This window comes from Acinetobacter sp. YH12108 (assembly GCF_013419055.1).
In the GTDB taxonomy this organism is placed as follows: Bacteria; Pseudomonadota; Gammaproteobacteria; order Pseudomonadales; family Moraxellaceae; genus Acinetobacter.
In genome coordinates, this window is the sequence record NZ_VPAW01000035.1 from 1 (window position 1) to 26,600 (window position 26,600).

Here is a 26,600-nt window from a genome sequence, read left to right on the forward strand (position 1 = left end):
TCAGAATAATTCAAGTGAATTTGTTTGAAAGAAGAACTTTAAAAGCTTTATTTTCACCCGATAAAATACCCATAAAACAAGAGGAAGCTCAAATGAGCTTCCTCTTGTGAAAAATTGTGGGACAGCAGTGGGCTATAAGCTCCCATTTTTAGTCTTTAATTCGCTTTTTCGCTTCATCATAAACTATGCTATCAGCTCGTTTTCCGACGGTAATGAGCAGTATAACTACCTGATCATCTTTAACTTGATAGACAAGTCGGACACCAGCTTTTAATAATTTGATTTTATAGCAACCTGCAAGATCGCCTCTAAGCATATTCTTTGGAATATGTGGCTGCTCTATGACTTTGGCTAGTTTCTTTTTAAATTGATCTCGTATAGCAACAGGGAGTTTTTCCCATTCTGCTGTAAAGTCCTTGTGACGTAAAAGCTTATAAGTCATCTAATGTGACTTCCTCAAACATCTCTTTAGGATCATTAATGCGCTTACGGACAAGAGCTAATAATTCTTCATCTTCTTCCGAAAGCAAAGCTTTTTTGACAGGCAGTTTCCCAGTCGTAGCAACATACTCAAGAATACTAGTGAAGAAATCCGTAGGTGCAATACCTTGCTCTTTAAGGATTGAATAAGATTTTTCTTTAAGGGCTTCATCGACCCTGAAGTTAACAGTAGCCATCATATTTCCCAAGTATTTAATGTACTAGGAATAGTGTAATGCAAATTGCATTACAAGTCGACTTCGCATAACCGCCATTATGTTAAATCGATGATAAAAGGCTCGACTCATAGAATTATTCATTTAGAAGTTATAGGGTATTCATCATGAATCTGCAAAACAAAGTCATTAAAATCAATTAATTGATATATCATTCTCTGCTTGTAGAATAAAATACTTACTTCTATATATTCAGCTTTATAACATTTTGTTCTATCCATTTTTTTTATAAAATTTGGAAATTGCTTCTTAAATGGAAAATAGGGTCTAACTAAGTTCTGGCTCTTTAAACCATCAACTAAAAAATAATAACTATCTATCGAGATATATGCTCCTGTAGATTTTCTTGAATGGGGCTTATAACCTAGATAACACATTTCTCCAACTTTAAAGTTTCCCTGTTCATATTGCTTATCTACCATTTTTGATACAAAGATAGAAAATAAAATTTTAAAAATTAAAAATAAAAAAAATAATAAAAGTGCTCCAATTAAAAGTACTCTTCTATGATAAAGATCCATCTGCATTCCTTTTAAAATTTTATTTTTAATATTTCTAAAATTAACATAATACACGTTATACGGATCTAAAAATGGGAGCCTAAGCTCCCATTTTTATTGATGATTTTTTAATTCTTTCAGCATAGCATCCCGTAAGATTTCATTCATACGTGTCTGATAACCTTTGCCTTGAGCTTTAAACCATGCAAGTACATCAGCATCTAAACGAATGGAAGTCTGTTGCTTCACTGGGCGATAGAATTGATTATGGCGTACAGCATTGCTCCATTCTGTAATTTCAGGCATATCTGATAGATCTAGCTGATCATCAGGAACCGTGCCTTTAGCAAGCAAGCGTTGAATTTCAGCATCTTGTTTGTCGCTGAATTTTTCATTCAGTTCTTTGCGTGAGTGTCTAACCATGCTCATATTTATCTCGCTCCGCTTTTGTTACCTGTCTTGCACTAATAATTCTTATGATTTCACAGTCATCTTCATCAAAGATGGTATGAGCTACTAAGAGCATTAGTACGCCTTTCACTTTTCCAATGGTCTGCCAACGTTCTTCGCCATCGGTATGTCTGTCCTGGATTGAGATCCTTAGAGGATCTTCAAAAACAAGGCTTGCAGTTTCGAAAGAGATATCATGCTTTTTCTGATTCTTTCGATTCTTAGCCTCATTCCATTCAAAATACTGTTCCATAAAAAACATTCAAATTTGTATATACAATAATGTATCACAAAATTGTATCACTCAAGTTGAAAAGCGTAATTTTTAGTCAAATTTATTGGCAGAAAGTATCAAAATTGCTCATAAAAAAGCCGATTTGTTTCAAAATCGGCTTTTTGTACATTTCTTGGTTAGCGTTAAATTTTTAAGCTATTGATATTTATATTAATATACAAGTGTACTTCGTATAACTGCCATTATGTTAAATAAGTAAAATTTAGTTATTTTTTTGAGATGATGGAGCTGAGTTCCATGTGTCTAATAAGCGCCATATTGCATTATCAATATCTTGCCATTTCTCCCAATTGTTTAAATTAGTTTCCCATTGAACCCATATATCCCCATACTTATTTGATTCATAGTTATTTCCTATTATTTCAATTGATTCTCCATTTTCTGGTCTTCTTCCTCTTGTATTAACTTTAAGAAAGACACCAGAAACATTTGGAATATTCGAATCTGCATAACAAAATAGATATTCATCAGAAAAAATCCTCCGATAACATTCCAAGCCGAATTTTTTAAATTTCGAATCCATCTTGACATATTCCGGAGTAATATTATTAAGAATTACTTTTTTTGTATCAGTATTATTTTCCCTCATCTCTAAACCTAAACCTTTTATTCGTACTCGTACCTGATCTTTATGATCAGGTGCAAAACCATCCGTAGCTTCTATTTTTTCCCTATTGAAAGTTAAATAAAATTCTAATTGTCGATTAGAGTCAGGCATTGGTAAAGTATTTGCTTCCTCTTGAGTTATAGCGGGAAATTTTTCAGGAATATAGTCAATTGGAAACTGCCCTAAATAATGTTCACGTTCAGGGCGATAAAATTCATTATCAAATTGGTCAGGAATATGTTTTCTACGTGGACCAAGCTTTGCTTTTACTATCAAATTTGGATTCTGCTTCCATGTCACTATTTCCCCTTCTTTAGGAATATCTTTTGAAATATCTTTTGATGTACATCCAATAAGTAACAGGACATACGAGGAAATAATCCAATATCTTTTTATTAGCATTATTTATCTCTTATAAATTTATGATTTCAGCAAAATCAGAATAGTTAAATTTCCCTAAAATTAACATAATACACGTTATGCGAAAGGCCCTATTTATGGGCCTTTTAATCATCTGATTAACATAAAATCTCTTATGCGAACTTGAATTGTAAACCCAAAATAGAAATATCCTATTTTTAGAGTTTAGGAAGCTGTTACTTGCGATGCTCACTATGTGAGAAGTTTCATACCTTTTATCGGATAAAAGGCTCATTATTTCCAAAGTACAATGAACTTCAACTTCTGTACTCCTAGCGTTAAGGTAGCTATGTCATTCAAGATTTGTTCACTTCATTCTTTTACTAAATATAAGAAACTTAAAAAAAACACACCATTTGTCATGATTTCATTGCCTTAGCATTCTCTACAACCTATATTTGAATTTGTTACGTATTCAAAATATTCAGGGGATAGTTTCGATGGTCAGTCAACGTGGTGGTCGTAGAGAAGGTGCCGGACGAAAATTTGTATACGATGAACCTACAAAGGTTATGCGTATTCCTGAATCCCTGGTAATTGAAATCAAGAACTACCTCAGCAACTCAAAGAAATCTAAGTTCAATGATGTTGCTTCTATTACGTTGGTTAATCCAAGCACAACTATGCATATTCCTTTGGCTGCTGAAAAAGTAGCCGCTGGTTTTCCTTCCCCTGCCCAAGATTATGTAGATAAAACCTTGGATATGAATGAACACCTCATCAAGAATGAGGCAGCTACATTCATTGTGAAAGTCGCTTCGCTTTCAATGCGTGACGCAGGTATCGATATAGATGATGAACTAGTCGTAGATCGCAGTCTGGAAGCCAAACATGAAGATATTGTGATTGCATTGATTGATAATGAATTTACGGTCAAACGCCTGATGATCGAGGGTGATGAACGCTGGCTCAAGGCAGAAAACCCTGACTATTCGGATATTCACCTGAAAGATGGCCAAGAAATGGTGATTTGGGGTGTAGTCACCTATGTTCTAAAGCCACTCAAGAAGCGTAAATAAATCAATAATTAGCCTTTTGGTTTAAGACATGGAATATAAAAAGAAAGTCTATGCCTTGGTGGACATTAATAACTACTATGTGAGTTGTGAAAGGGTCTTTAATCCAAGTCTAAATAACAAGCCAGTCATTGTCTTATCTAACAATGATGGCTGTGCTGTCGCCCGTTCGCAGGAAGCCAAGGATTTAGGAATAAAGATGGGAGTACCTCTTTTTCAGATCAAAGATATTGTGGAACGACATAACGTACAAGTGCTGTCTAGCAACTATGCCTTATATGCAGAGATGTCACGCAGATTCATGAAAATACTTTCAGAATTTGTATCTCCCAAAGAACAGGAGGTGTATTCCATTGATGAGTGTTTTTTAGATCTGACTGCTTATACTGAAAACTATGATTTGACTGAATATGTGCAACAAATGCGTCAGCGCATTTTATCCTGGCTTGGTCTACCAGTATGTATCGGTATTGGCCGAACCAAAACAGAGGCAAAACTCGCCAACCATATTGCAAAGAAAAATGCATATCTGAATGGAGCCTGCAACTTGATTGCTATGGATCCGTGTTCAGTAGAAGTGCTATACCAGTCGATAGAGGTGGGTGAAATCTGGGGTGTAGGGAGCAAGCATTCTAAGAAGCTTAATGGTATGGGTATTCATACTGTCATGGATTTTGTCCAGTCTTCGCCATTGATGATCAGAGATCAGTTTTCAATTGTCATGCATCGCACCTTATTAGAACTAAAGGGTGTTTCCTGCATTGAACTAGAACATACTCCGCCATCAAAACAACAGATTATTTCCAGTCGTTCCTTTGGACAACGGATCTACCATATTGATGATCTTAAGGAAGCGATGTCCCTCTATGTCATGGATGCAGTGAAAAGACTTAGAGAGGATCAACTCTTATGTGGGTGTCTCATTGGTTTTGTGCAATCCAACCCATTTGATAGTTCCAAGCCTTTTTACAACAAGTCATTGTCTCTAGCTCTACCTGAACCCACTGACAATTTACTCGTACTTTCTAAACTGGCTACAGCAATGATTGATGGCCTATATGCAAAAGATATCGGCTTCAAAAAATGTGGGGTGATCCTGACCTGTTTAGAACAAAAGGCAAACCATATCTATGACATGTTTACTGATATGAAGCACGTGGAAATCAGTGATACTTTAATGGAGTCACTGGAAAAAATTCATAGTAAGTACGGCAAGAATAAACTCGCTTTAGGGGCAAGCATGATACCGAACCGAAGATGGAGTATGTCGAGAGATCGGCTCTCACAAAACTATTTTCGATGGGATCAACTACTAGTAGTAAAATAATATTTTTACATCCAAAAACCTGTTTCATCTCACGCCCGAAAGTACGGAGATATACCTATTAAACTATAAATTTTGACCATGCTGTTTTGAGAAAAAATGCATGTCTTTCTTATCAACAATCTCTTCAAGATCTACAAATCTCTAGTTATCTATAAGCTCATCATCTGCATTTTTTAGAACATAAAATGTCTCCCTTCCATAGCGAATTGTTGCTTAAATTTTTGGACTGTTTTGCACAAAAAATCTAAATTTTTAGGCTCTACCAAAGCAACAAAAATACACCAACATCTAAAAAATCTCAGTGTATTGAAGACCAGCAAATCGACATCATTTTTCTCAAATACCACTCAGAGCTAAACATGAATAAACTGACAAAAAAGCCAAAAAAAACATGTTTAGAGTCTCTCCTCTACCGACATAAAATCTTCAAAAAATCGAAAAAAGATCATAAATAATTTGAGCCATGCATTCCCCAAAAAATCATTGAGAAGAGAAAATCTTCAGCCATATTTCCCTATGCATATTAGTTGTTCTTTTTATAATACTTCTGATAATAAACTTCTGCGCGTTGTTGTAAATCTTCCAGGTTTTCACGTGTACTTCCCTGACTTCTAAGCAGCCAAAGCATCATCAAATACATTCTAGCCATATCTCTCTGTATTTGCTCTGTAGCAACAATTTTGTTCGTGGTATCCATGACCATTTTGCTATGTTCATCTAAGCGTTTTTCTAATTTATAGATCTCAAATTTGAACAATGCTAAATGCAAATTACTGGTTAGCAACTCCCTCAGTAATGTTGAGGGACTTATGCCTCTGGCTTCTGCCATAGCAACATATTCATTAGCAATATTATTATCTAATCGAATGCCAAATTTACGAGTTGAGGTGATCGTCATTTTTAATTTTTATCATTTTTGGGATTAAATATTTTTATAGTTAGCGGTAGCACATAAAGTATTGATAAATATAAAAAACCACTAATATTATGGTAGCCCCATAATTTTTCTTACGCTACCACCCTAACTATTTGTTTTTAAAATATTTATATCACATTTTACGCTGTTTTTGTGGTAGCCCTAGTGGTATCACATAAAATTAATATTTATTAAGAGCTTATACGTTTTTTTTTGCATTTTTGGTAGCGCCTCGCTTTTATTTCAAAAACCTTTGAAACCCTTGTGCTGCATGGGATTCGTGACTGCATCATTAGATGCGTGGTGTGTGACAAGATAATTTCCGGCGTGTGCCGGTCCGGTATTAAATTTAGTCCCAAATTTCAGTTAGTAATTGGCAGAATGCTGTTTGATATTTTTTTATTAGAGGGTGGGTGGTTGGCCTTCGATGATAGCGAAAGTAAGTAGCATGAGTTCATTCAAAATGACTCATAATTATTAAAAGTAAAGATAAACGTCTCTTCAAAAAATTTATATTTTTGACGTTTTTTCTAGCTCTGAGAGATATTAACTCTCGCCAGAAAACAATAGTGTACCCTACTCTGTTCTAAATCTGAAATTGATCATTTTCACCAAGCAATCGCAGCGTTTCTAAAGGCCCCCTGTTCTGACTAAAAACTTCTCTATTGGTTCAGTTTTGTCAGCAAAATTGGAGTTAAAAAGTTATGATTTGATCTGTTTCAGATACTCATTTTAATAAGCTGAAAAAAGATAGTGCACATCAACTGCTAATCTAGGTTTCTTAAAAAGTTGCTGAAAAAAAGTGCTGCATCTTCATCTAAACAAGCTAACCAGTCTATCAACTCAATTACATCCATGCGTCTTTCTAAAATTTCTATTTTTGAGACATAAGACTGAGGCTTTTCTAACCGACGAGCAAGCTCAACCTGAGTCATATTTTTAGACTCACGTAATTCGATTAGTTTCTGAATAAGGGTTTTATACCGAGGGTCATGTATTGAGCGCATGCCCCAATATCAGTTACAATTCAAAATATCCCAAAATAGGATATTTTAAATTAAAGGAAAACATATGAATGAGATAAATCAGAAGGCTCTAAGGGAGGAAAATTTAAAAAAACACTTAACGAGAATTCAGAATACTCCAGGTGTAGATTTCGAGCAGATTACAGCTTCCAAATGCTATATTTCGTATAAAGGTCGTGAGTGGTTTCTATGGCCTAAAAGTGGGAAATATGTTCAGATTAGCAATGATGAGCCCATTACTGATATGTATTGGGGAGATGTAAAATCTTTCTATCATCGTTATATTGCCGAAGCCAATAACCTTCCTAAAAATCATGGCAAGCTTTGGACTGAAAGTGATATTTCCGTGTTATTAGAGATGCTTGAAAATGAAGCCTCAGTTAATGAAATCGCTCAGATCCTGGAAAGACATCCGCAGACTATCATTGACAGGCTAAATATTCTTTTTGAGGGAAAAATTGATTTCCTGCAGATTTCAGAAAACCAATGGGATTTTATTATTAGTGACCTAGTGGATATCTATCAGTAGTTCTAGATATTGTTCTTTCCTAAATAAAATACATGGAACTGTTTTAGGCTTAACTAAGTTTCGAAATCTGAGTGTAAATAGACTAAAAGCCCAGATCTGGTCTCTGGGCTTCGAATAAAAGTTTCTATATAAATTTTTAAATTGAATAGCCACCGATTTTGTAGACACCTCTTAGTTAGATATGGACTGCCACCACTCTCCTAGACAAATTTCGTCTATTCTTTTTGCATAGGAGAGAACATTATGAGTGGACAACGATACACCCCAGAATTTAAAGATGAAGCTGTTAAATTGATTACTGAACGTGGATATTCTGTCACCGATGTGGCAGAACGTTTAGGTGTATCACAGCACAGCATTTATAAATGGCTAAAGGCCGTACAGCCTTTACGCAACAACCCTGATGAACATGAACTACTCGAAGCAAAGAAAGAAATCCTTCGCCTTAAAAGTCAGCTCAAACAAACTGAAGAGGAACGGGATATTCTAAAAAAGGCCGCAAGGTACTTTGCAAGCCTGCCCGAGTAAAGTATCAGTTTATCCTGGAATACAGCCATCAATTTAAGATTAAAACGATGTGTCGGGTTCTTAAGATTGCTCGTGCTGGCTACTATGCTTGGTTGCATGAACCCGAATCAGGCAGGACTATTGAAGATAAGCGGTTATTACAGCTCATCCGTTCTTCTTATGATGCCAGTTATGGCATCTACGGTTATCGTCGCATTACGCTGGATCTTAAAGAGCTAGGTGAAAGCTGTGGACCTAATCGTGTGCTGAAGATCATGAAGCACAATGGTATTGCCGCTGTTCGAGGATATAAGAAGCATAAAAGCTATGGTCGTGGTCGTCCTCAGATTGTGCCACCTAACCATTTAAATCGAGAATTTGTTGTAAACACACCGGATACCTCTTGGGTGACTGATATTACCTACATCCGCACCTGGCAAGGCTGGTTATATCTGGCTGTGGTTCTCGATTTATATTCGAGAAAAGTCATCGGTTGGTCAATGAAACCTACGCTTGCCAAGGATATCGTTTTGGATGCACTTTTAATGGCGGTATGGCGACGCAGACCCAATGAACCTGTGATCATACACTCAGACCAAGGCTCACAATACAGTAGCGGAGACTGGCAGAAATTCTGTCAGAAGCATAATTTAGTTCCGAGTATGAGTCGTCGTGGAAACTGTTGGGACAATGCTGTTGCTGAATCCTTTTTTAGCAGCTTGAAGAAGGAAAGAATTAAAAAGAGGATCTATAAAACACGAGAAATGGCTCGTGCAAATGTATTTGATTACATCGAGATGTTTTACAATCGAATCAGGCGTCATTCACATCTCGATGGGATGAGTCCGGAAGCCTTTGAGGCAGCTTCAAAATGAGGCCGTCTCGTGTCTAGGATACTGGGAGCAGTCCAGATAAAATGGTTAATTAAAGAGGTGCTTATGAGCAGTAAACGATACCCAGAAGAATTTAAAATAGAAGCAGTAAAACAAGTCACTGAGAAAGGTCGTAGGGTGGCCGAAGTTGCTGCACATTTAGGAACCACCACACATAGTCTGTATGCCTAGATTAAACGCTATGATCCTCAACAGCCCAAGACAACAGAATTTAATAATTCAAGTGCAGAATTAACAAAATTAAAAAAAGAGCTACAACGGATTACTAAAGAAGGGGACATATTAAAGGTTGTGGAAAGCTTTTTCCAGCTATTAAAACGAGCGAGAATTAAGAAGAGAATCTATGCATCAAGAACTGAAGCGAAATCAGATATCTTTGAATATATTGAAATGTTCTACACTTCAAAACGCAGACATAGTTCTAATGGTCGGCGTTCTCCATTAGGTTATGAAAAGGCCCATCAAAAGATGGTTATTTGTATCTAGAATTTTGGTAGCTATTCATCCTTCTGTATGATTTTACAAGTTAGTTGAGGTTAACTCTTGCCGTTCCTTACTCTTATTTATTCTTAGGCAGAGATTTCTGTTCTCCTTAGATATTAGAAGTCAGGTCCAAAAGCGACCCTTTCAAAAGAATCAAATTGTTTTTCTACCTCCTCTCTCAATTTTCCGGCTTCTGAACATAATCATAACTAAAAAATCAGGAGGACTTTACTTGTTGTACAGAATATTGTACATTTTAACTTGTACAGAATTCTGTACAAAAATATGTTTTTGCAAACAGAGACTCGAAAGCCATTTTTGAAACTAAGTGTCCATATAAAGTATCTATAGCGAATCTATGAGCCAAAGTGCTAACTAACCAATGCTAGATCAGTGAAGTGACCACATCTATTGTTTAAGGCTAAACATTTAATAGGAAATGCAAAACATGCAAGTATTTACATATACAGATGCACGTAACAATCTAAAATCCGTTTTAGATAAAGTGATTGAAGATGCGGATGTTGCGGTAATTACTCGTAAAGAAGGAAGTCATGCAGTTGTTATGGGGCAAGAACACTATGACAGCTTAATGGAAACACTTCATCTACTTTCCTCTCCGAATAATGCTGCTCGTTTAAATGAATCAATCGCTCAATTACGTGCATCCCGCACTAATACAAGGGATCTCATTGAAGATGAATCGGACGATTGAATTTACGGATAACGCCTGGGAAGACTATCTTTATTGGCAGACACAAGACAAAAAGGTACTCAAGCGAATAAATACTTTGATCAAAGAGTGTCTACGTACACCATTTGAAGGTACTGGGAAACCTGAACCTCTGAAGGCGAATCTTTCAGGCTTCTGGAGCCGTAGAATTGATGAAAAGCATCGGCTAGTTTATGAAGTGACGGATGAACGTTTGAGCATAGTTCAGTGCCGTTTTCATTATTGAATAATAATCCCTGCCTTAACAAGAGTCAGATCTCTTTAATGTTTTTCCTTTTGTCTAAAGTCCAACAAGCATCAACTTAGCCTGTGCATGTCCATTATCTGCTGCTTTTTTTAACCACTGTAATGCTTGTACGCGATTCTTGGGCAATCCATTATCACCATTTAAATAGCTCATCCCAATATTAAATTGAGCCATTGTATTGCCATTATTTGCAGCCTTTAAATACCATTCATTCGCCAATGCAAAATTTTGTGGAGTACCTTGACCATTCATATACATTACTCCTAAGTTATTTTGCGCATCAACAAGTCCTTGATCTGCAGCCTTTCGGAAAAATTCCAAGGCTTTTGTATAACTTTGAGTAATACCTTCGCCAGCGTAATACAAACATCCAAGATTATATTGGGCATATACATGTCCTTGAACAGCGGCTTTGCTATACCATTCAATAGATTTTCCATAATCCTGTTCTACACCATCTCCATACTGATACAACATGCCAAGGCTCATTTGTGCATCTACTTCTCCCTGCATGGCAGCTTTATGGTGTAACTCAAATGCTTTTTTGGCACTTCTAGTTACTCCTCTACCACTGTAATACATTACCCCAAGATTATATTGGGCAGGGGCATAACCTTGAGCTACAGCCTTATCATACCATTCAACGGCTTTGATATCATTTTTAGCTACGCCTACTCCATTGGCATACATCATTCCAACGATGTATTGTGCATCTACATCCCCTTGAATTGCAGCTTTGCTATACCATTCAAAAGCTTTGGTATCATTTTGAGCTACACCTTGGCCGGTTGCATACATCATCCCCAGTTTAGATTGAGCAATTTTTTCTCCCTGATCAGCTGCCTTTTTAAACCATTCAAAGGCCTTGGCATCACTCTGTGCTACCCCTTCACCCTGTATATACATAAATCCAAGCGCAGATTGTGCAGTTGCATATCCCTGATCAGCTGCCTTGTTATACCACTCAATAGCCTTGTCATAACTCTGGGCGACACCTTCACCATTAGCATACTTCCATCCAAGTAAACCTTGCGCCAACATATTTCCTTGGAGAGCTTCTTGCTGAATTTCTTGTAAATTATCTGTATTAGCAAAAGCAGAACTAATAAACAAAGATAAAGTAATTACCAATAATGGTTTTTTATTTAATTTCATTATTCCCCCTGATAATTTTTTGTTTAAGTCTATTTGAAACAATAGATAATTACTGCATTGCCGCAAGCATTAACTTAGCTTGAGCATGTCCATTGTCTGCTGCTTTTTTTAACCATTCCAATGCTTTTACTCTATTCTTTGGTACTCCCGTACCATCATTTAAATAGCTTTGGCCAATATTGAATTGTGCCATTGCATTACCATTATTCGCAGCTTTTAAAAACCATTCATTCGCCAAAGCACTATTTTGTATGGTTCCTTTCCCAGTTGCATACAGTATTCCAAGGTTATTTTGTGCATCTGAATGTCCTTGAACGGCTGCCTTGTTATAATATTCAAATGCTTTGCTATAGTTCTGTTCCACCCCTTGCCCATCAGCATACATCAGCCCAAGGTTATATTGTGCCGATGCTTCCTCTTGATCTGCTGCCTTGCTGTACCATTCAAGGGCTTTAGAATAACTTTGCTCTACACCTTGCCCTCTCTCATACATCAGCCCAAGGTTATATTGTGCCAAAGGAAGCCCTTGAACTGCAGCCTTACTAAACCATTCAAATGCTTTTGTATCGCTTTGAGTAGTGCCTTGACCATCGACATACATTAAGGCAAGGTTATATTGTGCCTGTTTATCTCCTTGAACTGCAGCCTTGCTATACCATTCAAAAGCCTTGGCGTAACTCTGGGCTACCCCCTCTCCTCTTCTATATAAATTGCCAATGGTAAATTGTGCAGATTCATCTCCTTGAACTGCAGCCTTACTATACCATTCGAATGCTTTAGTATAATTTTGAGTTACACCTATTCCATTGGCATACATAACTCCCAAGTGAAATTGGGCTCCTATATTTCCTTGATTCGCTGCTTTACTATACAACTCAAAGGCCTTGGTATTATTTTGAGAAACTCCTTTACCATTGTCGTACATTAATGCAAGTTTATATTGTGCCTCTGAATTTCCTTGCTCTGCAGCCTTACTATATAACTCAAAAGCCTTAGCATAATTTTGAGAAACCCCTTGACCATCATCGTACATTAACGCAAGGCCATATTGTGCATCGACATTTCCTCTATCTGCGGCCTTACTATATAACTCAAAGGCCTTAGCATAATTTCGTGATACTCCATGCCCTATGTGATACATCATTGCTAGTGTAGTTTGAGCTTCTACATTACCTTTACCAGCCAATATCTGAACTTCTTCAAAATTAGAGAAATTTGCTAAAGCAGGTTGCATAAATAATGATGATATGAATATAAATAAAAATTTTTTATCAATTTTCATGTCGAATATTTTTATAAATTCAAGATATTAAGATAATAATTTATTTCTGAATTAAAAAACTAGTCAGATAAACTTTTGGATAGTGACAACATTAAAGAAGAATATAGATTTTGGATGTTTAATTAGTTTCTCTTCTGTTTCCATACAAATATTATTTTTCTCTTTCTACATGTATACCATATCGGATATAGCTTCCATACTAATAAACTTCAAAAATAATGATTAATTTTTATGTAGCAAGTTGCTACAATTTTATTGTTCATTCGTTTTAACAATTAAAAAATGGAAACTTTGCAATCAACCACAAGTCATTTCAGTAAATTTCCTTATTCTGAAGAAGCATTATTAAAGGATCTAACCCCTGAGAATGCCCATGCTGATGAATTAGCTAAAATTAATGATGAGGAATTTATTATTGACTGACTTTCTTATCTTTAATCAAATTTGTCTAAAAAAGAAGTGTAGCAAATTGCTACACTTCTTTTTTAGACTTTAATAATATATTTTTTAATAAATTCTCAAGCTCTTGCAAACTTTCATCATCAAATTCATTCATTTTTAAAGAAACTTTTAAAGTACTGTAATCAAATTTAATATTTCCAGCAACTTTGCCATCATATTCAATTTTCCGAACTACTGTACTAAGAATCGGTTCCTTTTTATCAGCTGATTTCAGAAATCTTTCAGCAAGACCAGCTAACTTTGTTTGTTCAACTTCTTTAGCTAAAAATTTTGCCCAAGCTTTTAATAATGCTTTTTTGGCATTTTCATAATGATCTTCATGCTCAGAAAGAAACTTTTTAATAGCTGTAGCAGCTGTTCGTGCTAAAAGATCAGGTTTTTGTTCAATATCTTTAATCAGCTCATCAGGCAGTTTTTCGTAGGATAAATATTTATACATATCCTCGCGGTTCATGCCTAAAGACTTAGCTAACTGCTGTTTATTCTTTTTAAGCTTTTCATCTAAAGAAATCAAACCGATGTAAATTTCATAATCAGTTAAGTCTTCTCTTTTTAAGTTTTCAGCCAAAGTAAGAAGAGCAACTTCTTCATCCGATGCATCTACAACAATTACTTCAATTGTATTTTTATTGAGTACTTGATGTGCCTTTAAGCGTCTTTCACCAGCAATCAGCTCATATTTATCAGCAACTCTGCGAACTACAATGGGTTGTAGCAATCCGATCTCTTCGATAGAAGCTGCTAAATCTTCAATATCTTGTTGATTAAATATTTTTCGCGGCTGATTTGGACTAGGTTGAATATCTGAAATTTGTACATTGCGACGCAATTCTTTTGCTTCTTTCACATGCTCTTTTTGAGCAACTTTATGCTTTTGAGTATTTTGCTGAAGACGTTGAGCCAAGAGTTCTTTTGTAGTTACCATAGTATTCTCAGAATTTTTATTCAACACGACCAATAATTTCTTTTGCTAAATCTTGGAAAGCTTTCCGGACTTTTGAACTTTTATCTAAGCTTAACAATGGTTGTTGCAAAATTGCTGCCTGATTCACCTTAGTACTCATTGGAATTGTCGTCTTTAACAATTCACCCACTTGTCCTTTAGCTTCATCACGAATAAGTTTGCAAACATTTTGCCGTTCATCATGTTTGATTAAAAGAGCCCCTAACAATTCTAGTTGAGGATTGACTCGTCTAATCTTACTCAAATGATTGATTAAGTCTGTTACACCATAAAGTCCATATTGAGATCCAGACTCGATTGGAATAATGACATGAGTTGAGGCTGCTAATGCATTACTTGTTAAGAGTTTTAGACTTGGCGGGCAGTCAATCAAAATATAATCATATAGGCCTTTTAATATTTCTAACTTACTTGATAGTTCTTCTGAAGGTCTTGGAGCATCATCTTTAAGTTGATCTTCTGTCTTACCTAAATTAAGAGAACCATAAATTAGAGATACATTTTTTAAGTTGGTTTCTTCTTTAAGAGCACTAGAAAGTAATTCAACATCTCCGACCAATAATTCTGCGGATGTTGTTTCGACTTCACTAGGATGTTCTGAACCAATATGTAAACTTGCATTAGCTTGTGGGTCCAAATCTATGACTAAAACTTTTTTGCCTAAATCAGCTAATTCTGAAGCTAAATGTACAACGGTTGTGGTTTTACCACATCCACCTTTATGATTGGCTACAGCAATAATTTTAGTCGATTTATTTGTCATAACAGACCCCCATTAGAATTATTCTAATATAGTTAAATTTGTAGCAACTTGCTACACTTTATTAAGTAGATATTAAATTACTAATCACTATTTGATAAAAGATAGACAATTCAAAATCTAAATAAAACATAGCTAGCTAATTTAAAATTAGTATTAATTAATATAATTAAGTAATTATAATTAAGAGCCATTTTTTTATTTTATAAACAATATCTTATGAATTTAAAAGTGGAAGACTTGTCACCAAAAAGTGGAAGACTTGTCACTAAAAGGTGGAAGACTTGTCACTAAAAGGTGGAAGACTTGTCACTAAAAAGTGGAAGGTCTGTCATCTAAAAGTGGAAGGTTTGTCACTATGGTGGAAGGTTTGTCACCACATTTTTAAAAATAGCATTTTTAATAAATAAAATTTTTAAAAATCAAACATTTAAATTGTTGATAAGTGTTGTTTTTTAATTTAAAGGTGGAAGACTTGTCACGATGGATTTTTATTTTGTGGATAAGTCTACTTTTTAATATTTATAGGTTGAAAAATAATCAATATTGACCAAGAAAAAGGCAATTTTTGTACTTGATTTCATTTAAAGGTGGAAAACTTGTCACTGAAAAGTTGAAAATTTTTTGATTTTTTCACTTATAAAGGTATTTTTTGCCTCATTAACACTGTACGGAATACCTTTTAAACAGGGTTTTCCGGGGAAAAGTGGAAAGTTTGTCACTATAAAGTGGAAAAAAATAATTATATTCCACTTTATGGTTGAGAATTATTCTAAATATAGATGAGAGGATGACGTATCTTCCACTTTTAGGCATGAATAGTAGTAAATTTAGGCGGTGTATCTAATAAATTAATTTCTTAAAAGGTGAGGAAGTTGAATGGTATTCCACTTTTATGTATAAATAGGGAAAACAACTTTTAATTTTCCACTTATGACAGACACTGACCACACAGAAGAACAAGAATATCTACCCTATTGCATTGGCAATATCCGACAGAATGGGGTAGTGAGTACCAGTAATCGTTTAATTCGACCTATTGAACTTTCTACCAATGAATATAAGGCTCTGCTATATGCAATGGCTGTGGCTAATTATGGTGAAAAAAACAATCAGGATCGTGAAATTACCGAGCAGACTTATATTTACTTACATAAAGACGATCTTGGTGAATTGTTAGGTCTCAACAAGAAAAACTCTATTAATGTGGCGATTGACCGGATTTATAAGGAACTCTCATCACGTGTCGCTCACTTTGTAATTGAGGAGCCGGCTGATGATCCTAAGAGGAAGGTGAAAAAAGTACATTCGGTAGTGCCGATTATTCGCGAATTACGCTGGGAAGATGATTTAAAAAATGCTTTACAGATTCGTTTCACCAGTGAGGTTTTGCCTTATTTTACCCGTCTCGCAAATGGCAATTTTACTACTTACCAATTAAAGGATCTGTTTGCCTTGGATTCTGTTACGAGTATGAGTTTATATTCGTACATTGTGAAACAAGAGTTTAAATACGCCAATCAAGACACTTATGAAGTAGAATTGTCACTAGAAGGTTTGAAGGCGCTGATAGATATTGGTGAAACAAAATATGATCGCTGGGTTGATTTTAGGCGTTATATTCTCGATAAAATTGTAGCGGAAATTAATAGCAAAACGAGTCTGAAATTAGAGTATGACACCATTAAAAAAGGGCGGCCAATCGTTGGTGTTCGATTCAAAATATTGAATGACAAAAAAGAAAATGCTATTTCACAATCAAATGAAAAAACTAAAATTTATCTGGATGTAGATTTTAATGACAATAATTTGGTTAAAGAACTAGGGGCGAAGTTTGATATGACAGTGCGGTCTTGGTATATCTATGCTAATGATCCAAATAGTCAGAAATTGAAGAAGTGGTTCAAACCAGAAGGTTGTTTAACGGATTCTCAGGCTAATGTCATAGTAAACGATAATTTATTTCAAATGGAGTTCGCTAAGCCTGGCTTGTCTATGGCAGAGTTTAAAAAAGAAATGAAACATAAGCTGAAGAATGATCGTGATTTCGTTCAGGCTAATCGTACTCGTTTAAATGAAATTTTCGGGAAAGAAATTATTTAGAAACTGTAGCAACTTGCTACATTCACATGTGTGAATATCTCTAGATCTTTAAAAGTGTAGCAATTTGCTACACTAATTTTTCTGATCAATTATGCGCTGTTATTTATGAGTAACTAGTACGACAAATTGTGTCATATTCAACTATTTTACTGCCGCATCATGAGTGATTTTATGTAAAATCATCCAATTAATGATTTACTTAATTGGATAGCTATAACAATGACCCAGGTGCAACTGCAACAGTTACAAAAACAGCTCTGGAACATCGCCAACACCTTACGCGGGAAAATGGGGGCTGATGAGTTCCGTGATTACATTTTGGGTTTTATCTTCTTTAAATATCTATCCGAGAAATCAGTCAATTTTGCCAATGAACTGCTCGATGGTGAAGATGTCAGCTTTTTAGAGCTGGATGAAAATAATGAAGCACATGTGCCATACATCGAAGAAATTAAAAAGAATGCGATTCAAGAAGTTGGTTATGCACTGACACCAAAACAGCTTTTCCATACGCTTGCTCAACGTGGTCGCCAGGGTGACTTTATCCTGGATGACCTTACTGCAACCTTAAAAGCCATTGAACAAAGTACTTTAGGTACAGATTCAGCCGATGATTTTGCCAACTTGTTTGAGGACATGGATCTCAATTCAAGCAAGCTAGGGAATACGGCAAATGATCGTAACGAGTTGGTAGCAAAAGTACTCAGTCATTTAGACGACATAGATTTTGATATCTCCAATACCGAAGCCGATGTACTGGGTGATGCCTACGAATATCTAATTGGTGAATTTGCTTCTGGTGCAGGTAAGAAAGCAGGAGAGTTCTATACACCGCAATCTGTTTCGACCTTGCTTGCAAAGATTGTCACTCAAGGCAAAGAGCGTTTACGTTCAGTCTATGACCCGACCTGCGGTTCAGGTTCGTTGTTGCTACGGGTAAAACGTGAAGTGAAAGATGTCGATATGATTTACGGTCAGGAAATGAACCGTACCACCTACAACTTGGCACGCATGAACATGATTCTGCATGATGTGCATTTTGCCAAGTTCGACATCAAGCAGGAAAATACTTTAACCCGTCCGCAGCATTTAGATAAAAAGTTTGATGCGGTGGTGGCGAATCCGCCATTTTCTGCAAAATGGTCTGCCGATCCGTTATTTTTACAAGATGAACGTTTTGCTGCGTATGGCAAACTGGCGCCAAGTTCTAAAGCCGATATGGCGTTTGTACAGCACATGCTGTATCAACTGGATGACAACGGCACGATGGCGGTGGTGTTACCGCATGGCGTCTTGTTCCGTGGTTCGAGCGAGGGCGTAATTCGTCAGTATTTGATTGAACAGTTGAACGTGGTGGATGCAATTATTGGTTTACCCGCCAATATATTCTATGGCACGTCTATTCCAACCTGTATTTTGGTGTTGAAGAAAAACCGTGAGCAGAGCGGCAATATTCTATTTATTGATGCCAGCAATGATTTTGAAAAGCAGAAGAACCAAAACAAGTTATTGCCTGAGCATTTGGATAAGATTGTTGCGGCATTTGAAAAGCGTGAAAATATTGAAAAATATGCGCATGTGGCGACCTTGCAGGAAGTCAAAGATAATGATTACAACCTGAATATTCCGCGTTATGTGGATACCTTTGAAGCGGAAGCCGAGATTGATTTAGATGCGATTGCAAAACAGCTTCAAGCTTTGGAAGTAGAAAGCAAAAAGACTGATGCCGTGATTAATGGTTTCTGTGCCGAGCTTGGGATTGTTTCACCGTTTGCGGAGGTGAAGTAATGGCTGTGCCTAAATTACGTTTTAAAGAGTTTGATAGGGATTTAACAGAATCAAAACTTGTTGAATTAACTTTATGGGCTTCAGGTGGTACACCAGCAAAAGATATTCCTGAATATTGGGGTGATGATATTCCATTGATTAGTGGTGCTTCCATGCACACAAATCAGCTTTATGAATCTGATGTAAAGATTACTAGGTTAGGTCTACAGAAAGGTTCCAAATTAGCACCAAAAGATTCAATTTTAATTTTGGTGAGAGGAAGCATGTTGTTTAATAAAATACCTATGGGAATTACATTAGGTGATGTCGCTTTTAATCAGGATGTAAAATGCATTCGCCCGAAACAGGAACTTGCCCCACAATTTTTGTTCCAATGGTTACATGCTAAAGAAAATACTATTCAAAATAAGGTAACTGCTACAGGTATTGGTGCTGGAAAACTGGATACTGCTGACCTACAAAACCTTAAGTTATATAAACCATCCTCAGAAGAACAAACCAAAATCGCTTCTTTTCTATCGAACGTGGATGAAAAGATTAGCCAACTGACCCAAAAACATGAACTGCTTAGCCAATATAAACAGGGCATGATGCAAAAGCTGTTTAGTCAGCAGATTCGTTTTAAAGCGGATGATGGCAGTGAGTTTGGGGAGTGGAAGGAAACGAAATTTTTAAATCTCATGGAAGACTTATGGGATTATCGAGGAAAAACACCAAAAAAATTAGGTATGGATTGGGGAAATGGGGAGATACAGAGTTTATCAGCATTAAATATTAAAAAAGGTTTTATTGATTTTGATGCAGATTGTCATTTAGGTTCAGAAGATTTATATAAAGTTTGGATGAACAAAGGTGATTTAGTAAAAGATGACATTATATTTACAATGGAAGCACCCTTAGGAAATGTAGCTTTAGTTCCTGATGATCGAAAATATATTTTAAGTCAGCGAGTAGTATGTTTTAAGACGAATAAGAAATGCGTTTTTAATCCATTTTTATTTCAACTGATTTTATCAGATCAATTTCAAAATCGTATTGATGAGTTGGCAACAGGAACAACAGCTAAAGGCATCAATCAAAAATCTATGCAAAAAATTGATGTGAAAATACCTAGCCTAGAAGAACAAACCAAAATTGCTAATTTTCTATCTACGATTGACCAAAAAATTGAAGTGGTGGCACAGCAAATTGAACAAGCTAAACAGTGGAAAAAGGGCTTGTTACAGCAGATGTTTGTTTAAAGATTTTTGCCAAGCTTAAATTAGAGTTTGGCTTTTTTATTTTTTTATAGAGGGGGTAACAGTGAAAAAGTTATTAACCAGCGTAGTTCTTAGCAGCAGTATTTTATTTGCTGCACCAATGTCTATTGCAGGCCCAAAATTCCCAGCAGTAGAAATGGGACAGGTACAACTGGATAATCTGAGCTTTAAGAATATTATGCGCCAGTTTTATAGCGGTCAGATGAGCCGTGGCTATGTCGATGACGAAGAGTTGAGCAAAATGCCGCATATTACCTTGGGACAGGCGGATGAAGATGAAAATACAACTGTCGCGCTCATGCACCCAGTAATTGAATATAAAAATAATGTCAAGGAATCGCGTTATCTAGTCATGATTGAAAAGATACAGGTCGGTAGTGAAGGTAATGTGGTGTCTTGCCATGCTTGTGCAGGAACAGCGGACTTGTTTAGTTTTAAAAAACTACATAATGGTCAGTATCAACTGGTCAGCCGAAGTGCCAAAGATGCCGAATTTTCTGGTAGCTGGGGGCGTGTGGGGCTTGATCTGGAAGAAATTGCTAAGAACTTAAAGCCTTTGGGTAAGAACTTGGTTGGTAGTATCTTCCAAAACGGGTACACCAGCACAGGAACGACAGAACTGTGGTGGGAAGCGTTGCACCTCCCTGAAAATGACTTTATCAATAGTTATGGTGTAGCGGATGCTGGTGGAGATAATGCTGGCAGCTACGAGGAAGATTCTCCGCTGTATTATAGCTATGAAAGTACTCTAGACGTTGTGAATAATGGCGCTGAGTATTTCCCACTGAAAGTGACCTATAAAGGAGAAAAGCCGACCGAGGATTATGAGCAGATCCGCAAGGTCCACTATTCTAAATTGTTCCATTTTGATGTCACCAAGAAAGAATATAAATAACTTTAAAAAAGCAAATTAAGAAAACAGAGGGGAAGAATATGAAAAAAATTCTTATGGCGACCTTGCTCGCAGTGACAGTGATGAGTGGGTGTAGTAAAGATCCACGAGATACGGCTTTTAACTTTACTAGTATGGAAACCTTAACTGAATCAACGAAGGCATTACGTGCAGCGCTTTCAGAGGAGGAAATACAAATTTATGAATGGGCTCTGGGTACAAAGGATTTCACTGGGGTAACCACAGTTGAAAAAATGAAAGAGCTCCTAGGTGAAAATGCAACATTTAGAAAAATCGTTCAGCGTGCAGTAGAGGAAAGAAAACAGCCTGTATTGGATGAATATGAGCGTCTAAAGTCGATTGAAAAAGAATGGACAGCTGTCTATCAAGATCTCTCAAAAATAAAAGCAACCAACATTCGTTTGGGTAAAAGTCCTGATTTTATTACACGGGGAGATCCTGCAATTACTTTCGATGTACATAATGGTAGTAGCTATGATTTATCTTCCATTAAATGGGAAGTGGCACTGTTCTTAGATGATGAAAAAGAACCTTATGCAACGATAGGTATAATTGACAGTTATACCTATGGTAAAAAAAGTAACGGGTTAAGAGCAGGAGAAACAGTAACTAATAGGGTAGAAACTATTAATGTATTTACTTCACCCTTAGATAAGAGTTATCGAAAATGGAGTGATCTAAAAACTCAGAATGCTAAAAAAAGAACCATTACTGCAACTATTGTTCCACAATATGCACAGAATTTTTCTGAAGAATATTTGATTTCAGGGAATGTTCCAGAAGCTATAAAACAGTATGCTGCAGAGAAAGAAATCATCGAGAAAGCGGAAAAATTATTGTAGTAAATTTTAGTATTTACATTAATAATCAAGTAAATATATCTAGAAGTTTGAAGTAATAAGTTCGAGGGGATAATGACAGTACAAAGTGAATCACAACTTGAGAATGAATTGATCGCTCAGTTGCAAGGTTTGGGTTATCAGTTTATCCAACTCAAAGATGAAACACAGCTGCTGTCTAATCTCAAAAAGCAGATTGAACAAGCCAATGGACTGGCACCCTTATCAGAGGCGGAGTGGAAGCAGGTCATCAGCTTTCTGAATAGTGGAACGGTATTTGAACGTGCCAAAAATCTGCGTGATCTTTTTCCAGTCAAGTTTGACGATGGTACAAGCAAGCACATTTTCTTCCTTTCAGAAGATCCTTCAAAAAATATCTATCAAGTCACCAATCAGATCACTATCGATCATCGTGACTACAATGGGCGTACCAGCCGTTTTGATGTGACGATCCTGGTGAATGGCTTGCCACTTGTCCAGATCGAGCTGAAAAAGCGTGGAATGGAGATTGCTGAGGCCTTTAACCAGACGCTGCGTTATACCCGCGAAGCCTACTGGGCAGGACAGGGGCTGTTTAATTTTATCCAGTTGTTTGTCATCAGTAATGGTGCCAATACTCGCTACTACTCAAATGGTACAACAGGCATTGAGTTTGCCTTTCCTTGGGCAGATATCAGTAACAAACACATCAATGAGATTGTTGACTTTGCTGAGGCCTTTTTAAACCAGCAGCACCTGACCCAGATGCTGACTCAATATATGGTCATGCTAGAAACCACCAAAAGCCTGATGGTACTGCGTCCTTATCAGATCTATGCAGTACAGAAAATTGTCCAGCATGTGCAAACCTCTAAAAATAATGGCTATATCTGGCATACCACTGGTTCAGGCAAAACCCTGACCTCCTTTAAAGCCAGTCAGATCATCATGAAAATGCCGGATGTCGAAAAGGTGTTGTTTGTGGTGGACCGGAATGACCTGGATACTCAAACGTCCCGAGAATTTAACGCCTTTAAAGCTGATAGTGTGGATAGTACTGACAGTACACATACCTTGGTGAAACAGCTTGATCAACGCCATGACAAGCTGATTGTGACCACTATCCAGAAACTGAATCGTGCCATCAGTAATGACCGTTATCAGGAATACATCAACTATTTAAAAGACAAGAAAGTTGTGTTTATCTTTGATGAATGCCACCGTAGCCAGTTTGGAGATACTCACCAGAACATCAAAAAGTTCTTTGCTAATGCCCAGATGTTCGGGTTTACTGGAACACCAATTTTTGAAGAAAACAGTCAGTCAAAGGCTGGTCTGAAACTCACTACAGATTACCTGTTCCATGAATGCCTGCATAAGTATGTGATCGTGGATGCCATCCGTGATCGTAACGTCTTGCAGTTCCAGATTGATTATCGGGGCAAATACACTGCCAAAGGCATGGCGACCAATGAAAGTTATGAGGAAGATGTAGAAGGCATCGATACCAAAGAACTGTATGACAACCCGCAACGCTTAGAAATGATTGCCCGCTACATTGTCAATATCCACGATACCAAAACCCGTAATCGTGAATTTACCGCAATGTTCTGTGTCAGTTCGGTGGAGACGCTGACTCAGTACTACGAGATGTTTGAAAAGGTTCAGGCTGAAAAGCAGAAGCAAGATGAAGAGCGGGGTAGGCTTTTTAAACCACTGACCATTGCGACGATTTTCTCCTATGCAGCCAATGAAGCTGTGCCTGTGGATGAACAGAACGGGTTGATCCAAGAAGAAGCTGCAGATATTCCTAGCCAGATCAATCAGTCCAGTCGTGGCAAGCTGGACCGTTATATTGCCAAGTACAACCAGCAGTTTAAGACTAACTATAATTCTGGTGATCAGTTCTATGCCTATTACCGCGATATCGCAGATCGGGTCAAAAAGAAACAGATCGACATCCTGCTGGTCGTGAACATGTTCCTGACAGGCTTTGACTCCAAGCCATTGAATACCCTTTATGTAGACAAGAACCTGAAATACCATGGCCTGATCCAGGCATTCTCACGTACCAACCGTGTCTATAACGATAAGAAGCCATTTGGAAACATTATCTGCTTCCGTAACCTGAAACGTGCGACAGATGAAGCACTGGCGCTATTTTCCAATAAAGATGCGCAAAAGGTGGTACTGGTTCCAAGCTTTGAGGAAATTAAGCAGGATTATGATGCTGCTGTTCAGAAGTTGCTCAAGATCACGCCTGATTATCAAAGCGTGGATGATCTCATGACAGAAGATCAGCAGTTGGAGTTTATTAAGGCCTTCCGTGAAGTGATGCGTTATAACGCTCAGCTGCAAACCTTTATCGAATATGATCAGAACCAGACTGCTTTAGATAAACAGCACTTTGCCAATTTTGCTTCCAAGTACGCTGACTTATGTCGTGATGTACGCAAGACTACGAAAAAAGAAAAAGTCTCTGTACTGGATGATGTCGACTTCCAGTTGGATCTGCTACATAGTGACCGGATTAATGTGGGCTATATCATCAACTTGCTTCAAATGGCATTGGATAGTGGTAATGAGACCAAACGCAAGAAATACGAAGCACAGGTACATGATCTTATTGGCAATGAAGTTACCCTGCATGATAAGCAGGAACTGATTCAGAAGTTCATTGAAGAAAACATGCCGAAGATGATCAATGGACAGAGTGTTCAGAGCGTTTTTGCTGCGTTCTGGGATGCAGAAAAAGAACAGGCATATCAACATCTGTGTGAACAAGAAAACCTTAAACCAGAAGCAATGAAAACGGTTCTGGAAAACTACGAATTTACAAAGCGTTTACCAAGAAAAGAAGAGCTAAAGGATTTACCGAACTTTAAAGTTAAGCTCTTTGAAAGAGAGACCGTATTTAATCAGTTGTGGGATAAGACAAAACAGTTCATTCAGACCTTTTATACTGGGCTATGAGTAAGTAATAGATATGCTAAATATTGAAGCTAAAATCGATGCCTTGCTTAAAGATCAGTTAACAGCAAGTAAATATCTCCCTTTCTTTGATAAAGATATAAAAAAGAAATGTATTGAAAAGAGTGAACTCTTTGCACAAACATTAATCCATGATGAAGATGCTGAAGTAAGACAGTTATGTGCGGCTCATTACGAATTTTTAGCTTTGCGGCTTATTGCTGATGAGGATCTGACAGTACGTATGACATGCGCTGAAAAGTGGGAATCATGTGCTAGACATCTGTATCAAGATAATAATGCAAATGTTCGTGAATCTTGTCTAAATTGGGAGTCATGTCATCCACTTATATTGATGAATAATGAAGAAGACGAGCCGATTATATTGCAAACAGTTGCCTTAATAGGTTTGGATTCAGATATACCAGAAGAGAAAGAAAAGGCTCGAGAAATTTTAGAATATGAGATTTCGAATGATGAAGAATTCGCTGATACATGTTTAGAGCTAAGTGATAAATGGATAAAGGAAAAGTGTGCGGAAAATTGGAGATCATGTGCTTTAAAGCTAGTACATAGTAAAGATGATGATCTTGTTGAAATAAGTATTCAGCGACTTTTGGACGAGAATGATTGGTATTGTTTGGATCATGAAGAGCTAGAAGATCTGTGCCGTATAGATGAGAGATTGGCAGAAGCTATTTTAGATGACCATTTAGATAATTGGTGGGTAAAATCAGCTTGCGTCCAGCTTTATGAAAGCTGTGCTATTCGATTATTAACAGATGAAGATGAAGCGATCGCAGAGCATGCTCAATTCATGATTTTGGAAAGTCAGAATACAAAGTTAAAGTTGAATGCTTTGAAAGAATCAAATAATTACCATATTGCAGCTATTTTGATTAAAGACCATGATCCAGAAGTACGGAAGGCATGTGTAAGAGTTGATGAAGATTTTGCAAAAGCACTAGTCAACGATTATGACATGAATGTTCGATTGGCTTGTTTAGAATATGAAGAATGTGTAGAAGATCTTTTACATGATGAAGAAGTAGAAATTCGTAAAGCTTGTGCGCAATATTATTCTGGTGCCATTCAACTTATAAAGGATGAAGATCCAGAGGTAAGAAAGGTTTGTGCCGAGCATTATCAATGTGCTTTAGGATTGATGAATGATGTAGATGAGGGGGTAAGAACTGTTGCTAAGGAAACGGTTGAAGGAAATACAAATTTAAAATTAGATTTTGATTAAATACTCTTAGCTTATTCTGTATTTGGAAGTTGTATGATGGATGAATTTTGGTAAAAACTACAACTTCTGCTCCTAGAACAAACAAAGGCACTGTTGCAAATAACCACGAATGGTAAGCTGAAGACTGTTTTAGCTAAAGGTGCAGCATATGAATCCTTTCCATGGTCGGCATTTTCAGGGCGAAATCATTCTTTGGGCTGTGCGCTGGTATTG

26 protein-coding genes and 2 pseudogenes are annotated in these 26,600 nt (G+C 36.8%); 16 read left to right on the forward strand and 12 right to left on the reverse strand.

What is annotated here, in order from left to right; genetic code table 11:
• Positions 1-148: 148 nt before the first annotated feature.
• The 6 genes from FTU46_RS15420 to FTU46_RS15445 all read right to left on the reverse strand — a co-directional run bounded on the left by FTU46_RS15420 (position 149) and on the right by FTU46_RS15445 (position 2,970).
• Positions 149-442, reverse strand: coding sequence for a type II toxin-antitoxin system RelE/ParE family toxin (locus FTU46_RS15420; RefSeq protein WP_000221358.1), 294 nt, complete (start codon positions 440-442; stop codon positions 149-151).
• The gene (locus FTU46_RS15425) at positions 432-677 is read right to left on the reverse strand and encodes a type II toxin-antitoxin system RelB/DinJ family antitoxin (RefSeq protein ID WP_000246756.1); all 246 of its coding nucleotides are present in this window, start codon (positions 675-677) and stop codon (positions 432-434) included. The genes FTU46_RS15420 and FTU46_RS15425 overlap by 11 nt, the downstream gene beginning before the upstream one ends.
• Positions 678-796: 119 nt before the next feature.
• Entirely contained in the window at positions 797-1,237 is a 441-nt protein-coding gene (locus FTU46_RS15430; RefSeq protein ID WP_180105276.1) for a hypothetical protein, read from the reverse strand.
• Positions 1,238-1,330: 93 nt separating this feature from the next.
• Positions 1,331-1,645 (reverse strand): BrnA antitoxin family protein, encoded by a 315-nt coding sequence (locus FTU46_RS15435; protein ID WP_017402471.1) that lies wholly within the window; start codon positions 1,643-1,645, stop codon positions 1,331-1,333.
• Positions 1,632-1,919 (reverse strand): BrnT family toxin, encoded by a 288-nt coding sequence (locus FTU46_RS15440; protein ID WP_180105277.1) that lies wholly within the window; start codon positions 1,917-1,919, stop codon positions 1,632-1,634. The genes FTU46_RS15435 and FTU46_RS15440 overlap by 14 nt, the downstream gene beginning before the upstream one ends.
• Positions 1,920-2,163: 244 nt before the next feature.
• Positions 2,164-2,970, reverse strand: coding sequence for a hypothetical protein (locus FTU46_RS15445; protein WP_228278815.1), 807 nt, complete (start codon positions 2,968-2,970; stop codon positions 2,164-2,166).
• 458 nt (positions 2,971-3,428) lie between these two features.
• Here FTU46_RS15445 and FTU46_RS15450 point away from each other — a divergent pair, with 458 nt between their 5' ends.
• Complete coding sequence (locus FTU46_RS15450) at positions 3,429-4,007, forward strand: LexA family transcriptional regulator (protein WP_180105278.1); 579 nt, start codon at positions 3,429-3,431, stop codon at positions 4,005-4,007.
• Between the two features lie 28 nt (positions 4,008-4,035).
• Complete coding sequence (locus tag FTU46_RS15455; protein WP_180105279.1) at positions 4,036-5,331, forward strand: Y-family DNA polymerase; 1,296 nt, start codon at positions 4,036-4,038, stop codon at positions 5,329-5,331.
• 523 nt (positions 5,332-5,854) lie between these two features.
• Here FTU46_RS15455 and FTU46_RS15460 read toward each other — a convergent pair.
• The gene (locus FTU46_RS15460; protein WP_180105280.1) at positions 5,855-6,229 is read right to left on the reverse strand and encodes a hypothetical protein; all 375 of its coding nucleotides are present in this window, start codon (positions 6,227-6,229) and stop codon (positions 5,855-5,857) included.
• Between the two features lie 785 nt (positions 6,230-7,014).
• On the reverse strand, positions 7,015-7,254 hold the full coding sequence (locus FTU46_RS15465; RefSeq protein WP_180105281.1) for a helix-turn-helix transcriptional regulator: 240 nt from the start codon (positions 7,252-7,254) through the stop codon (positions 7,015-7,017).
• Between the two features lie 64 nt (positions 7,255-7,318).
• Here FTU46_RS15465 and FTU46_RS15470 point away from each other — a divergent pair, with 64 nt between their 5' ends.
• The 6 genes and pseudogenes from FTU46_RS15470 to FTU46_RS15490 all read left to right on the forward strand — a co-directional run bounded on the left by FTU46_RS15470 (position 7,319) and on the right by FTU46_RS15490 (position 10,643).
• On the forward strand, positions 7,319-7,801 hold the full coding sequence (locus FTU46_RS15470) for a hypothetical protein (protein WP_180105282.1): 483 nt from the start codon (positions 7,319-7,321) through the stop codon (positions 7,799-7,801).
• 243 nt (positions 7,802-8,044) lie between these two features.
• A protein-coding gene (locus tag FTU46_RS15475) for an IS3 family transposase (RefSeq protein ID WP_180105283.1) occupies positions 8,045-9,183 on the forward strand; the annotation gives its coding sequence in 2 pieces (ribosomal slippage) (positions 8,045-8,303 and positions 8,303-9,183; 1,140 coding nt in all).
• A 63-nt stretch (positions 9,184-9,246) separates the two neighbouring features.
• A pseudogene (locus FTU46_RS16800) lies at positions 9,247-9,489 on the forward strand (transposase); the annotation flags it as partial.
• Positions 9,490-9,687: pseudogene (locus tag FTU46_RS16805) on the forward strand (IS3 family transposase); the annotation flags it as partial.
• Between the two features lie 445 nt (positions 9,688-10,132).
• A complete protein-coding gene (locus FTU46_RS15485; protein ID WP_180105284.1) occupies positions 10,133-10,399 on the forward strand; it encodes a type II toxin-antitoxin system Phd/YefM family antitoxin in 267 nt (88 codons plus the stop codon).
• A complete protein-coding gene (locus tag FTU46_RS15490) occupies positions 10,383-10,643 on the forward strand; it encodes a Txe/YoeB family addiction module toxin (protein WP_180105285.1) in 261 nt (86 codons plus the stop codon). Before FTU46_RS15485 ends, FTU46_RS15490 begins: the two co-directional genes overlap by 17 nt.
• A 54-nt stretch (positions 10,644-10,697) precedes the next feature.
• On the opposite strand, the gene FTU46_RS15495 is transcribed toward FTU46_RS15490, so the two are convergent.
• Together FTU46_RS15495 and FTU46_RS15500 are read right to left on the reverse strand one after the other, a co-directional pair.
• Positions 10,698-11,819: an SEL1-like repeat protein gene (locus FTU46_RS15495; RefSeq protein WP_180105286.1), complete on the reverse strand. Its 1,122-nt coding sequence runs from the start codon at positions 11,817-11,819 to the stop codon at positions 10,698-10,700.
• Between the two features lie 49 nt (positions 11,820-11,868).
• Positions 11,869-13,101: an SEL1-like repeat protein gene (locus tag FTU46_RS15500; protein ID WP_180105287.1), complete on the reverse strand. Its 1,233-nt coding sequence runs from the start codon at positions 13,099-13,101 to the stop codon at positions 11,869-11,871.
• 282 nt (positions 13,102-13,383) lie between these two features.
• On the opposite strand from FTU46_RS15500, the gene FTU46_RS15505 reads away from it, so the two are divergent.
• Complete coding sequence (locus FTU46_RS15505) at positions 13,384-13,524, forward strand: hypothetical protein (RefSeq protein WP_168419345.1); 141 nt, start codon at positions 13,384-13,386, stop codon at positions 13,522-13,524.
• A gap of 49 nt (positions 13,525-13,573) precedes the next feature.
• Here the strand turns inward: FTU46_RS15505 and FTU46_RS15510 are convergent, their stop codons facing one another.
• Positions 13,574-14,488 carry a ParB/RepB/Spo0J family partition protein gene (locus tag FTU46_RS15510; protein WP_180105288.1) on the reverse strand — a complete coding sequence of 305 codons (915 nt, stop codon included), beginning with the start codon at positions 14,486-14,488 and terminating at the stop codon, positions 13,574-13,576.
• A 16-nt stretch (positions 14,489-14,504) separates the two neighbouring features.
• Positions 14,505-15,290 (reverse strand): ParA family protein, encoded by a 786-nt coding sequence (locus FTU46_RS15515; protein WP_168419344.1) that lies wholly within the window; start codon positions 15,288-15,290, stop codon positions 14,505-14,507.
• A 930-nt stretch (positions 15,291-16,220) separates the two neighbouring features.
• Here FTU46_RS15515 and FTU46_RS15520 point away from each other — a divergent pair.
• The 7 genes from FTU46_RS15520 to FTU46_RS15550 all read left to right on the forward strand — a co-directional run bounded on the left by FTU46_RS15520 (position 16,221) and on the right by FTU46_RS15550 (position 26,387).
• Positions 16,221-17,390: a replication initiation protein gene (locus tag FTU46_RS15520; RefSeq protein ID WP_180105289.1), complete on the forward strand. Its 1,170-nt coding sequence runs from the start codon at positions 16,221-16,223 to the stop codon at positions 17,388-17,390.
• Positions 17,391-17,609: 219 nt separating this feature from the next.
• Positions 17,610-19,178, forward strand: coding sequence for a type I restriction-modification system subunit M (locus tag FTU46_RS15525; RefSeq protein ID WP_180105290.1), 1,569 nt, complete (start codon positions 17,610-17,612; stop codon positions 19,176-19,178).
• On the forward strand, positions 19,178-20,419 hold the full coding sequence (locus tag FTU46_RS15530; protein ID WP_180105291.1) for a restriction endonuclease subunit S: 1,242 nt from the start codon (positions 19,178-19,180) through the stop codon (positions 20,417-20,419). The genes FTU46_RS15525 and FTU46_RS15530 overlap by 1 nt, the downstream gene beginning before the upstream one ends.
• Positions 20,420-20,480: 61 nt before the next feature.
• A complete protein-coding gene (locus FTU46_RS15535; RefSeq protein WP_180105292.1) occupies positions 20,481-21,332 on the forward strand; it encodes a hypothetical protein in 852 nt (283 codons plus the stop codon).
• A 38-nt stretch (positions 21,333-21,370) separates the two neighbouring features.
• A complete protein-coding gene (locus tag FTU46_RS15540) occupies positions 21,371-22,192 on the forward strand; it encodes a DUF6694 family lipoprotein (protein WP_180105293.1) in 822 nt (273 codons plus the stop codon).
• 72 nt (positions 22,193-22,264) lie between these two features.
• On the forward strand, positions 22,265-25,141 hold the full coding sequence (locus FTU46_RS15545; RefSeq protein WP_180105294.1) for a type I restriction endonuclease subunit R: 2,877 nt from the start codon (positions 22,265-22,267) through the stop codon (positions 25,139-25,141).
• Positions 25,142-25,154: 13 nt separating this feature from the next.
• On the forward strand, positions 25,155-26,387 hold the full coding sequence (locus FTU46_RS15550) for a hypothetical protein (protein WP_180105295.1): 1,233 nt from the start codon (positions 25,155-25,157) through the stop codon (positions 26,385-26,387).
• Positions 26,388-26,600: the final 213 nt, after the last annotated feature.

Coding starts and splice junctions, on each gene's coding strand:
- FTU46_RS15420 (WP_000221358.1), bottom strand. CDS start 442: ATGACTTATAAGCTTTTACGTCACAAGGACTTTACAGCAGAATGGGAA.
- FTU46_RS15425 (WP_000246756.1), bottom strand. CDS start 677: ATGGCTACTGTTAACTTCAGGGTCGATGAAGCCCTTAAAGAAAAATCT.
- FTU46_RS15430 (WP_180105276.1), bottom strand. CDS start 1,237: ATGGATCTTTATCATAGAAGAGTACTTTTAATTGGAGCACTTTTATTA.
- FTU46_RS15435 (WP_017402471.1), bottom strand. CDS start 1,645: ATGAGCATGGTTAGACACTCACGCAAAGAACTGAATGAAAAATTCAGC.
- FTU46_RS15440 (WP_180105277.1), bottom strand. CDS start 1,919: ATGGAACAGTATTTTGAATGGAATGAGGCTAAGAATCGAAAGAATCAG.
- FTU46_RS15445 (WP_228278815.1), bottom strand. CDS start 2,970: ATGCTAATAAAAAGATATTGGATTATTTCCTCGTATGTCCTGTTACTT.
- FTU46_RS15450 (WP_180105278.1), top strand. CDS start 3,429: ATGGTCAGTCAACGTGGTGGTCGTAGAGAAGGTGCCGGACGAAAATTT.
- FTU46_RS15455 (WP_180105279.1), top strand. CDS start 4,036: ATGGAATATAAAAAGAAAGTCTATGCCTTGGTGGACATTAATAACTAC.
- FTU46_RS15460 (WP_180105280.1), bottom strand. CDS start 6,229: ATGACGATCACCTCAACTCGTAAATTTGGCATTCGATTAGATAATAAT.
- FTU46_RS15465 (WP_180105281.1), bottom strand. CDS start 7,254: ATGCGCTCAATACATGACCCTCGGTATAAAACCCTTATTCAGAAACTA.
- FTU46_RS15470 (WP_180105282.1), top strand. CDS start 7,319: ATGAATGAGATAAATCAGAAGGCTCTAAGGGAGGAAAATTTAAAAAAA.
- FTU46_RS15485 (WP_180105284.1), top strand. CDS start 10,133: ATGCAAGTATTTACATATACAGATGCACGTAACAATCTAAAATCCGTT.
- FTU46_RS15490 (WP_180105285.1), top strand. CDS start 10,383: ATGAATCGGACGATTGAATTTACGGATAACGCCTGGGAAGACTATCTT.
- FTU46_RS15495 (WP_180105286.1), bottom strand. CDS start 11,819: ATGAAATTAAATAAAAAACCATTATTGGTAATTACTTTATCTTTGTTT.
- FTU46_RS15500 (WP_180105287.1), bottom strand. CDS start 13,101: ATGAAAATTGATAAAAAATTTTTATTTATATTCATATCATCATTATTT.
- FTU46_RS15505 (WP_168419345.1), top strand. CDS start 13,384: ATGGAAACTTTGCAATCAACCACAAGTCATTTCAGTAAATTTCCTTAT.
- FTU46_RS15510 (WP_180105288.1), bottom strand. CDS start 14,488: ATGGTAACTACAAAAGAACTCTTGGCTCAACGTCTTCAGCAAAATACT.
- FTU46_RS15515 (WP_168419344.1), bottom strand. CDS start 15,290: ATGACAAATAAATCGACTAAAATTATTGCTGTAGCCAATCATAAAGGT.
- FTU46_RS15520 (WP_180105289.1), top strand. CDS start 16,221: ATGACAGACACTGACCACACAGAAGAACAAGAATATCTACCCTATTGC.
- FTU46_RS15525 (WP_180105290.1), top strand. CDS start 17,610: ATGACCCAGGTGCAACTGCAACAGTTACAAAAACAGCTCTGGAACATC.
- FTU46_RS15530 (WP_180105291.1), top strand. CDS start 19,178: ATGGCTGTGCCTAAATTACGTTTTAAAGAGTTTGATAGGGATTTAACA.
- FTU46_RS15540 (WP_180105293.1), top strand. CDS start 21,371: ATGAAAAAAATTCTTATGGCGACCTTGCTCGCAGTGACAGTGATGAGT.
- FTU46_RS15545 (WP_180105294.1), top strand. CDS start 22,265: ATGACAGTACAAAGTGAATCACAACTTGAGAATGAATTGATCGCTCAG.
- FTU46_RS15550 (WP_180105295.1), top strand. CDS start 25,155: ATGCTAAATATTGAAGCTAAAATCGATGCCTTGCTTAAAGATCAGTTA.